The 9,198-nt window shown below is 68.8% G+C and carries 7 protein-coding genes; 2 read left to right on the forward strand and 5 right to left on the reverse strand.

All coding sequences use genetic code 11. The annotated features are described in order from the left end of the window. Positions 1-233: 233 nt before the first annotated feature. The 5 genes from OQF71_RS12635 to OQF71_RS12655 all read right to left on the reverse strand — a co-directional run bounded on the left by OQF71_RS12635 (position 234) and on the right by OQF71_RS12655 (position 6,585). Positions 234-965, reverse strand: coding sequence for a DUF5781 family protein (locus tag OQF71_RS12635; RefSeq protein ID WP_280588097.1), 732 nt, complete (start codon positions 963-965; stop codon positions 234-236). Positions 966-1,041: 76 nt separating this feature from the next. Beyond that, positions 1,042-1,770: a queuosine precursor transporter gene (locus OQF71_RS12640; protein ID WP_280588098.1), complete on the reverse strand. Its 729-nt coding sequence runs from the start codon at positions 1,768-1,770 to the stop codon at positions 1,042-1,044. Continuing rightward, a complete protein-coding gene (locus tag OQF71_RS12645; RefSeq protein WP_280588099.1) occupies positions 1,763-1,975 on the reverse strand; it encodes a type II toxin-antitoxin system ParD family antitoxin in 213 nt (70 codons plus the stop codon). The genes OQF71_RS12640 and OQF71_RS12645 overlap by 8 nt, the downstream gene beginning before the upstream one ends. A gap of 491 nt (positions 1,976-2,466) precedes the next feature. Further along, positions 2,467-4,935, reverse strand: a complete 2,469-nt coding sequence (locus OQF71_RS12650; protein WP_280588100.1) for an MMPL family transporter — start codon at positions 4,933-4,935, stop codon at positions 2,467-2,469. Next, a complete protein-coding gene (locus OQF71_RS12655) occupies positions 4,936-6,585 on the reverse strand; it encodes a COG1361 S-layer family protein (protein ID WP_280588101.1) in 1,650 nt (549 codons plus the stop codon). A 241-nt stretch (positions 6,586-6,826) separates the two neighbouring features. Between OQF71_RS12655 and OQF71_RS12660 the strand changes: the two genes are divergently transcribed. Next, on the forward strand, positions 6,827-7,444 hold the full coding sequence (locus OQF71_RS12660) for a TetR/AcrR family transcriptional regulator (protein WP_280588103.1): 618 nt from the start codon (positions 6,827-6,829) through the stop codon (positions 7,442-7,444). A 739-nt stretch (positions 7,445-8,183) separates the two neighbouring features. Beyond that, on the forward strand, positions 8,184-8,774 hold the full coding sequence (locus OQF71_RS12665) for a 50S ribosomal protein L15e (RefSeq protein WP_280588104.1): 591 nt from the start codon (positions 8,184-8,186) through the stop codon (positions 8,772-8,774). Positions 8,775-9,198 lie beyond the last annotated feature (424 nt).

The following is a 9,198-nucleotide window of genomic DNA, read 5'->3' on the forward strand; positions in this document are numbered from 1 at the left end:
GCCCCGCACAGCGCCCCTTTGAGTCCCGCCCCGCACAGCGCCGCCTCGCCCCGCACCTCACGCCTCCCCTACCTCATCGGACCGGCGCGGTAGCGCCGGTCCGACTCCCTCGCGCGTGCGACTCGCACCCGAGGGGTGCTCGTCGGCACGCGCCACCGCCTCGTTCATTTAAATAAGTCGTCGCTGTCGCTCGGACAGCGTCTGAATCTCCACAGAGCTCACTGCTTTGATTCTCATACGGCGTATGCCCGAGCCGCCGCGACGAGCGCCTTCCGGTAGTCGCTCTCGGAGGGGTCGGGACCGAGCGCGAGGAAGCGCTCCTTGAACGCGTCGAGGTCGACCGCGTCGGTGTCGCTCCCGGCGGCGCGCGCGAGGTCGTAGATCCGGTGGCTCGGGCCGGCGATGTCGTGGCGTTCGACGAGAGCGAGCGCGAACGCGGCGTTGACGGCGGTGATCTCCGGGTCGGCACCGGCCGTCACGGGGGGAGAGCCGTCCCGCGAGACGTCGGGGCGGTCGGCGACCGCGGCCGCGAGGGTAGACTCCAAGAAGCCGAGGAGCTTGTCCGCGGGCGCGACGGAGAGCGTGATGTCGTCGGCGTAGATGTCCTTCATGTGATTCGCGATCTGGTAACAGTGCGCGAGCTTCCGACGCTCCACCTTCTCGCCCGCGAGCCCGAGGTATAACGCCTCCTCCGTCGACTGGAGGTGAGAGGCGTGGCCCTCCTCGTAGCGGGCCATGTGCGAGAGCTCGTGGACGGCCAGCTCTCGCGCCATCGCGCTGGTGGCGGCGCGCTTCGAGACGTTGAGGACGTGGTAGCCGTCGTAGTGGCCGGCCCACGTCCGCTCGTCTGGGTCCTCGCGCACCTTCACGTGGACGGGGTCGGCGAGCGAGCACTCGGTCTCGAACAGGTCGGCGGCGCCGAGGAACGGATCGGGGGGAACGTCACCCTGCACGCGGAGATCCATGCTTACCGTTCACACGGTGGCGGCCGGTAAGTCTCTTGCGCCCGTCGACGGCTTCTATGGTGCCGCGACGGGTACTCTACTCGCGGACGGCGCCCACGACGAGGTAGACGATCGGCGTGTCGAGGAGGGCGATCGCGAACTTGAGGAGGTACTGCCCGAGCCCGAGCGCGAGGAGGACGCTCCCCGGGAGGGGGTCGCCGACGCCGAGCAGGACCGGGGCGGCGTAGAAGGCGACGCCGACGAAGATCGCGGTGTCGAGCGCCTGGCTGCTCGCGGTCGAGGCGATGTTGCGCAGCCACAACAGCCGCTCACCGGTCCGGTCGCGGATCGCGTGGAAGACGAACACGTCCCAGTTCTGGCTCACGAGGTACGCTAACAGGCTTCCGGCGACGACGTTCGTCGCGGGGCCGAGCGCGGTGTCGAACGCGGCCGCGACCTCGGGGTTTACGCCCGGGGCGGCGAGCGTCGACCAGACGAGGGCGAGCACGAGGAAGTTCGCGAGGAAGGCGACGTTGACGACCACTTGCGTCGCGCGGCGGCCGTACAGCTCGGCGTAGCAGTCGGACGCGAGGAACGTCAGCGCGTACGCGAGGGCGGCGCCCGGCAGGACGATCTCGGCGCCGACGACCGGGAGCGCGACCGGCAGCGGGAGCGCGATCACCTTCGCGGCGGTGAGCTGGGCGGTCGCGAGCGCGACGACGAACAGGGTGATCAGCCCGACCGCGGCCACCGCGGAGCGGTCGAGGGGGCCGGCAGCGAACGGGCCGTCGGTCCCGGAGGTCCCCGTGTGCGCCCGGCTACTCATCGGTCGCTCCGTCGTTACGATCGGGGTCATCTCCGTCGGCCTCAAGCCGGTCGTGGCGCGCGTCGATCTCATCGAGGAGATCGAGCGTCTTGCGGATGGACGCACGGACGGCGTCGCTCCGGTTCACGAACTTCCCGTCGTCGCCGACGTGTCCGTCGAGGTCGTCGAGCAGTTCGCCCGGGATCTCGACGCTTATCTTGGGCATACCGCTCCGTCTACTCCGGACTCCTAAGAGCGTTCTTATTCGAGGGTTCTCTCGAGAATATCGTCCGGGACGACGCTGCGGTTCGAGCGCTCCACTGCCCTCGCCGTCGATCGACCTCAGCGCGGGCCGCGCGAGCGCGGTGTGTGCCTCTGCGGGTCGATCTTCTGCGGGTCGATCTGCGGCGTGGCCGACGCCCCGGAACGCGGAGCGTCGGTCCGGGGGAAATGCGGCGCGGCCGGACGTGACCTCCTACCCGAGGCGGTGGCGTCGTCGGCGCGAAGCGCCGACCGCAAACGAGAGCTCCGCTCTCGTTCTGCGTCCGACCGCGCCTATGACACACTACGTGTTCCACGGCCTTGACGCCCTTGCAGGTGGGCGTTGCGAGCGCACGAACGCCGGGTCGCTGGCGGTGCCGTGTGGCTGGCGGCGGGCGACTGACGCGGAGGAAAACGGTGGGCGACGCGAACGCGTACCGCCGCCGCGGGCCGGCACTAGAGGTCACGAGCGCGGCCGACGAGGGGCGCGCCGGTCTGGTACCGGTCCCATAGGAACAGCGCCGGCGGGAGCGCGACCACCGAGAGCCCGAACGAGTAGAGCACGCTCAACGCGATCAGCAGCCCGAAGTTCCCGAGCACGGGCGTGATCGCGAGGCCGAGCGCGCCCGTTCCGAGCGCGGTCGTGAGCATGCTCCCGGTGAGCGCGCCGCCGGTTCCGGTCAGAGTCGTTCGGAGCGCGGTGGCGACGTCGTCTCCCTCCTTGTACTCGTCGATGAAGCGGGCCGTGATGTGAACCGAGTACGCGATCCCGATCCCGATCGCGATAGAGAGGATCGTCGCTGTCAGGGCGTTGAGCGGCAGCCCGAACAGCCGCATCGTGCCGACCAGCGAGGCGACGGCGACGGTGATCGGGAACACGTTCACGATCCCGAGGAGGGGCATTCCCTCCAAGATTCCGTAGGTCACGACGAGGAAGACGCCGGTCAACACCACCGCGAGGAAGAGCCCCTGGATCGCCGACTCGAAGATGATCGCCGTGATCGCGTCGAAGATCACGATCTGGCCGGTCGCGGTCGCCGCGTAGCGGAACCGGCTCGCCTGCTCGGCTCCGTCCGCGGCGATCTCCTCCTGCGTCGCGCCGCTCTCGACGGTGTACTCGATCTGGGCGCCGCGGCGGTCGTCGGTGAGGTACTGGGAGGCCCGCGGCTCCGCCGGCGACTCCAGCAGCGCGTCGTAGATCCGGTCGAGGTTGCGGTCTGGGATCCCGTTTCCGTCCCGGTCGTTACGGGCGACGAGCGCCGCGAACTCCGGGTCGGACCGCGCGTGCGACCGAATCACGGTCACGATGCTGGTCGTTTCGGCTTCGCCGCCGTCGCCGACCGCGAGCGTTCCCGGCGGGTCGTCGTTGGGAGCGGCGAGCGCCTCCAACGCGTGATCCGCCTCGAAGGGCCCTTCCACGAACATCGTCAGCGAGGCGTCTTGGCTCGCCTCGAAGTTGTCCTCGAGCAGTCCGAGCGTCGACGTGACGGTGTACTCGCCGGGCGCGAACGGCTCGGGGATGTACTCGACGTACCCCGGTTCCTCCTCGGGCGGGAGGAAGTCCTCCTGCTCGAACGTCGTGTCGACGCCGGCGCCGTACGCGCCCATCCCCGCGGAGGCGACGAGCAGGACGACGACGAACAGCGCCGGCGCGCGCCGACCGACGGTCACCGAGACGGAGAGCAGCCGGCCGAGCGCGGACCCCTCCGAAGCGATCGGGGTCGAGCCGAACTCCGGGACGCCGTAGCGCTCGCGGAGTCGGTCCAACTCGAGTTTCGCCGCCGGGAGGAACAGCCCGAAGATCAGGAACGTGAACACGATCCCGACCGCCGAGACGAGCCCGAGGTTCCGGATCGGTTCGAGGTCGGACGCGACGTTCGCCCCGAACCCGAACACCGCCGTCACGGTGACGATGACGAACGCGATCGCTAGCTGGTTCGCGGCGATCCGCATCGCTGGCACCGCGTCGTACCCCTTCACGGTCTCCTCTCGGTAGCGGTTGACGAAGTGGATCCCGAAGTCGACCCCGACCGCCAACAGCAACACCGGGACCGTGATCTGCTGTTGGTCGAACGGGATGCCCGTGAACCCGAGGAATCCGAACGTCCAGATGATCGTCATCAGGAGGGCGAACAGCCCGAGCGCCAGGTCGATCGGGTCGCGGTACGCGACCGCGAGGAACCCCAACAGGAGTAACACCACGATGGGCATCACGATGAGCAACGAGTCGGCGATGATGTTCCCGGTCTCGGCGTTGATGATCCCGCTCCCGAACGTGCGGATGTCGGCCGGCTCGTCCTCGGCGAGCGTCTTGATGTCGGTCTGTATCCCTTGGAGGTCGTCGAAACCCTGCGGGACGTCGTGGGTGATCACCGTTACAGTCGTCGACGCCGTCGCGTCGTTCGGGTTGAAGTCGTCGGAGACGACCGCGGCGAACCGCTGGCTCTCCGCCAGTCCGCGGACGGCCCGACGGACCTCCGTGTCGGTCGCGGACTGCACGGCCCGTCGCTGTGCGGTCGGCGTGTCGGCGGTCGGGTCGATCGTTTGCGCGACGAGCGTCGCGGGACCGTTCGCCGACGCCACCCGCAGGTCGTCGCGCTCGTCGACCCGCTCCAACAGCCGGAGCATGGTGAGCAGTTCCTCGCGGTCGAGGACGTTCGTCCCGTCGTGGATCAGCTGCGTGGTCTCCTCGTCGGTCGCGAACGGGTCCTCGAACTCGGTTTCGATCGCGTCCAGCGCCTCCTGCTCCGGGAGGTCCTCGGAGAACCCCTCAGTGGCGTCGGTCTGCGTCTCGACGGCGGTCATCCCGCCGGCGAAGACGGCCGTCACCACGAGGAACAGCGCGACGACGGTCCGCGGTCGCGTGACGATCAGCTCGTTGAGCCGCTCGACGGTCGCCTCGACCCACTGGCCCGCTCGACCCATCTATTCCCTCTGGAGCACGTACGCGCCGGCTCCGAGCACGACCACGACGAGCAGGACGCCGAGCCCGAGTCCGAGCGGGAATCCCCCCTCGCTCGGAACGACGGTGATCGGGACCCGCGTCGTGTCCGAGAGCTGGCTGTTCCCGTTCGCGTCGTCGTACCGGAAGTCGAACGAGATCGGGTACGTCTTCGTCGCGGCCGACCCCGACGCCTCCAGGTCGAAGGTCAGCGTCGTCGACTCGCCCGGGGCGAGCTCGTCGACGAACCCCTCGTCGTCGCCGCTGTCGAGCGGGTCGTCCGCGAACAGCCGCGCCTCGAGGTCGGTGACGGGCTCGTCGAGGTTGTTCGTCACCGTCACCTCGACCGAGCGCCCCTCGCCGGTCGCGATCTCGCGGTCGTCGACCTCCAGCAGGAACTGGTCGCGCTCCGATCGCACGTCGTAGAGCAGTTCGAGGTCTTGGTACGCCCGCGGCTCGAGATCTGCGTTCCGGTACCGGACCGCGATGTCGGCCGAGCGGCCGACCGGCTTCGCCTCGCCGCCGATCTCGATCGGGAGCCGGAACTCGGCGGACTCGCCCGGTCCGAGCGTCCCGACCGCGACGCTGCGCTCGATCGGGATCACGTTCTGCGACTCCTCGGCGAACTGCACCACGACGTTGCGGGCCTCGTTCGGCCCCTCGTTCGTCAGCGTTCCCGTGACCGTCCCCTCCTCGCCGACGTACAGGTCCGACTCGACGTCGGTGACCGCGAACCGCTGTTCCGCGCCGGGGGTTACCCCGGCCGAGACGCTCTCGTCGACGCGCTGGAGTCCCTCGCTCGTCTCGAACGTGACGGTCCCGCTCAGGACGTGCTCGCGGACGAGCGCGCCCGGCGCGAAGCCGACGTCGTAGCGCACGGTGGCGGTCTCGCCCGGGGCGAGCTCGTCGATCCGGGCCGCGTCGCTGGCGCGCTCGCCGAACGCGAGCCCCCCGCTCGACGACTCCAACACGACGGTCGCGTCGCGGGCGACGTCGGCGCCGACGTTCTCGATCTCCGCCTCGAGGGTCCCCTCGCCACCGACGTTCGCGTCGGTGGTCGCGTTCACGACCCGGAAGCGGGCGTCCTCGGAGATATCAACGTCGACCTCGGCGTCGACGGTCTCCGGGCGGTCGATGGTGACGCCGCCCGACTGCCGGTAGGTGTACGAGTACTCCAGCTCGACGTCGATCTCGTAGGTCCCTTGATCGACGTCCTCGGGCACGCTCACCGCGACGGTCGCCTCTCCAGGTCGATTCTCGGTGACCGAGCCGATCGCGAGGGTGCCGGTCTCGACGTCGAGCGGGGTGCCGCCGGCGGTGGCGGTCACGCGAACGTTCCGTGCGGTGGTGACGATCTCGCGGGTCTGTGCGGTGCCGAGGTCCATGTCGCCGTCGTTCGAGATCTGGAGGGTGAGTTCGTTCGTTCGCCCGGGGGTAAGCGTCGCGCTCGGGGCCGTCACGCTCAGATCGGGAGACCCTTGGATGACTTGGAGCGGCGTTCCGCCCCCGTCGTCGCTCGGCGCCGCCACGGCGGCCGCGTCCGCCGTCGGCGCCGCCCCCGCGACGAACCCGGCCGTTCCGCTCGTCACCAGCGCCAGTACCACGACCACGACGAGAACTGTGTTCCGTTTCATGCTGAATCGAACGTCGCGAGGGCGCCCCGCGGTCCCGCGCAGGGAACCGCGGCGCTCGGGGACAGAAGACCGCCTCCGTAGCCGCCCGGAATCGACTGTTCGTGCCGAGCCGGTCCGGGTGTCGCCGCCGCGCGTTTCACGTTCTCACGTGAACTCGAGAACCAATAACGTCTTTGTTTTTGGATTCGTAGCCGCCGTTGATGGAACTTCAGCTCGAGCGACAGATCGACGGGGAAGCGCGATGAGCGGCTTCTCCGAGGAGGAGCGCGAACGGATCCGGGCGGAGCTCGTCGCGGCCGGCCGCGAGCTGTTCGAGCGGTTCGGCTTCGAGCGCACGCGCGTGAAAGACGTCACCGAGGCGGTCGGGATCGGAACGAGCACCTTCTATCGCTTCTTCGACTCGAAGGAGGCGCTGTACGTTGAGGTGTTGCGCGCCGAGCGCGAGGCGCTGGAGGCGCGGATCGCCGAGGCCGTCGCCGACGTCGACACGCCACGTGAGGAGGTCCGGGCGCTCTTACGGACGACGTTCCGGGAGGTGCGGACGAACCCGCTCATCTCCACGCTGATCGTCGACGGGGAGCTGCGGGCCTTACAGGACCGGCTCGCCGACGCCGACGGGTCGGTGGCGTCGATCGGGCCGGCGGCGCGGGACTCGGAGCTCCCGTTCGCCGAGCGGTGGGCCGCGCTCGACGCGTTCCGGTACGACGACCCCGAACTGGTCAACGAGCTGTTCTACGCGCTCGTGTTCGTCGCTCGCTCACAGAACGCGCCCATCGGCGCGAAGGACGACGCCGCCTACGAGCGCGTCGAGGCGGCGCTGATCGAGACGATCGTCGACGGGCTGTTCGCCGACGCGTGAGCCTCGCGCCGCGACCCCTCTTCCCACCCACTGACGCGCCGGTGCGAGATGAGACCCGCTACGGCCACGTTCGCGATTCGATACCGGCCTTCCGCCTTCCTCGTCTCCGTCGCCATCGGGGATTGAAAAAGGCCCGCACTGCCGGGGGTCGAGCCGTATCGGACTCGCGTCGGTACGAACGGTTGTCGGTGGTCGACGGCTCCATCGGCGACGGTCAAGCGGCGCTCGTCACCGACAGTGTGCCCCTCCCGTGGCACGCCTTCGACACCCGCTACCGCCCGTGAGTGGTCCGCCTCAGCGCGTCCCGCGGTCAGCCGCATCCGCGCGGATACGCTAGCGCCTTCCCGCGACCGTTCCTTCTGTGTGTCCGACTCGATACCGGCCAGCGAGCCGTACCGACCCTCTCTCACCCGGTTCCATCGCGTACGCGTTCGGACTCTCCCTCGTCCCGAATCGTGCTCTCCCTCGTCCCGAATCGTGCTCTCCCTCGTCCCGAATCGTGCGTGCCACCCCTCCCCACGCGACCGCCGTAGCGAAGCGGTTAAGGGCGGACCACGGGAAATACGAGTAACTCGCTGGTGCGGACACAGCGGGCACTCGCCGCCGGGGCTTCGTCGACGTCATCAGACTGCGTCTGATGGGCTGACGAGCGAAGCTCGTCAACGCCGTCGACGCTCCCCGGGACGAGACGATATGTAGCCGCCTCGCGGCTGAATCGCAACCGTCCGCGGATACACCAATGGCACGAAGCTTCTACTCGCACATCAAGGAGGCGTGGCGGTCCCCCAAGGAGGGGAAACTGGCAGAGCTGCAGTGGCAGCGCAAACAGGAGTGGCGCGACGAGGGGGCCATCGAGCGCATCGAGCGCCCCACCCGCCTCGACAAGGCCCGCGAACTCGGATACAAGGCCAAGCAGGGCGTCATCGTCGCCCGCGTGAGCGTCCGGAAGGGCGGCTCGCGCAAGCAGCGCCACAAGGCCGGTCGCCGGTCGAAGCGCCAGGGCGTCAACCGCCTCTCGCGCCGCAAGTCGATCCACCGGATCGCCGAGGAGCGCGCCTCGCGGAAGTACCGCAACCTCCGCGTGCTCAACTCCTACTGGGTCGGCGAAGACGGCTCCCAGAAGTGGCACGAAGTGATTCTCGTGGACCCCGCCCACCCCGCGATCGAGAACGACGACGACCTCGGGTGGATCACCTCGGACGACCACCGCGGGCGCGCCTTCCGCGGGCTCACCTCCGCCGGCACGAAGGGCCGCGGTCAGCGCACGCGAGGCAAGGGCACCGAGAAGACCCGCCCGAGCGTCACCGGCAACGACCGTCAGGGCAAGTAACGGTCAGCCGCCTACGGTCGCGATCGACTTCTCTCGTTTATCAGTCGGATAGCGGTAACGTTGGCATCGACGAGCAGATCTCCCGTCTGTCGAACTGTGCTTACTCAGCCATCTCTTCTTCCGAAACGGCTGGTCAGTAACCGATGCTTCGTGATCGATTACGGGAGTGGGTGTCTCAGGTTGATAGAGTTGTTGTGTATACGTGATTGAGTGGTGTTGCTGTCTGCTGTTTATACGTGAGCGACGGCTCCACGGTGAACATCTTCAAAGCCCCAGCCGTGGGAGGGCCGCACGCTCGCTGCGGTCCTCAGCCGGTCGCTATCGCTCCCTCCTTGCGGTCCTTGAGTCGCCTGCGCCCCTCTCACGGCTGCCCCTTTGTGTCCCACCCCTCAGCACCGCACCTCACGCCTCCCCAGCCTCGGCG

Source organism: Halorubrum sp. Boch-26, assembly GCF_029889805.1.
In the GTDB taxonomy this organism is placed as follows: domain Archaea; phylum Halobacteriota; class Halobacteria; order Halobacteriales; family Haloferacaceae; genus Halorubrum.